General features: G+C 55.2%; 1 protein-coding gene. It reads right to left on the bottom strand.

Going from position 1 to position 726, the window contains the following annotated elements:
- Positions 1-726 (bottom strand): alpha-amylase family glycosyl hydrolase (locus FDW87_RS21885; protein ID WP_252363029.1); only part of this gene is annotated, 726 nt, incomplete at both ends.

Below are 726 nucleotides of genomic sequence, written 5' to 3'. Positions count from 1 at the left end.
CAACACCGCCAGCGCCCGCCCGGTATCGCGCTCGTTTTCGCCAAAGCGGCTGATCATCCGCGACATATCATGGCTGGAGAAAAACAGCGTCGGTAAACCCGACTGCGCAGCCAGCGTGGTTTTTAACTGGCTGAAAAGACGGGAAACATCAAAGTTTTTCTGGCTACCGATATTGAAATTAAACACCACGTCCATCAGCTGCGGGCTTTGATAGCGGCTGAGCACGTCAGGGTCTTCGCTGCCGATTTCGCCAATCAGGAAATAGTCACCCTGCGCCCGAACATGGGCACACAGCCGTTGCAGCGTCTCCGGGAGTCGCGGCTGATTAACGTCAAATTCATGGCGCTGCTCGCCGTTCTCTTCCGGGTTATCAGGCCCAATGCCGTCGGTAGTAAGAAAGTTGATGACGTCAAAGCGAAAACCGTCCACCCCCTGCGTAACCCAGAAATCCACTACCCGGTAAATTTCCTGTTCCACCGCCGGGTTGGCCCAGTTGAGATCCACCTGGCCGGGCGCGAATTTATGGTAATAAAACTCGCCGGTGTCTGGCTCAGCGGTCCACGCGCTGCCGGAAAAGAAAGAACGCCAGTTATTCGGCTGGCGGCGAAAAAGGAAATAATCACGATAGCGGCTGCCCGGATTATTCCACGCATCGCGAAACCAGGGATGTTCTGAGGAGACGTGATTGACCACCAGATCGATAATCACCCGAATGCCTCTGGCGTG

The sequence above is a fragment of the Citrobacter sp. wls826 genome (assembly GCF_005281245.1).
Classification (GTDB): Bacteria; Pseudomonadota; Gammaproteobacteria; order Enterobacterales; family Enterobacteriaceae; genus Citrobacter; species Citrobacter braakii.
The sequence above is the reverse complement of the archived record's forward strand: the minus strand, read 5'-3'. Positions and strand labels throughout refer to the sequence as shown.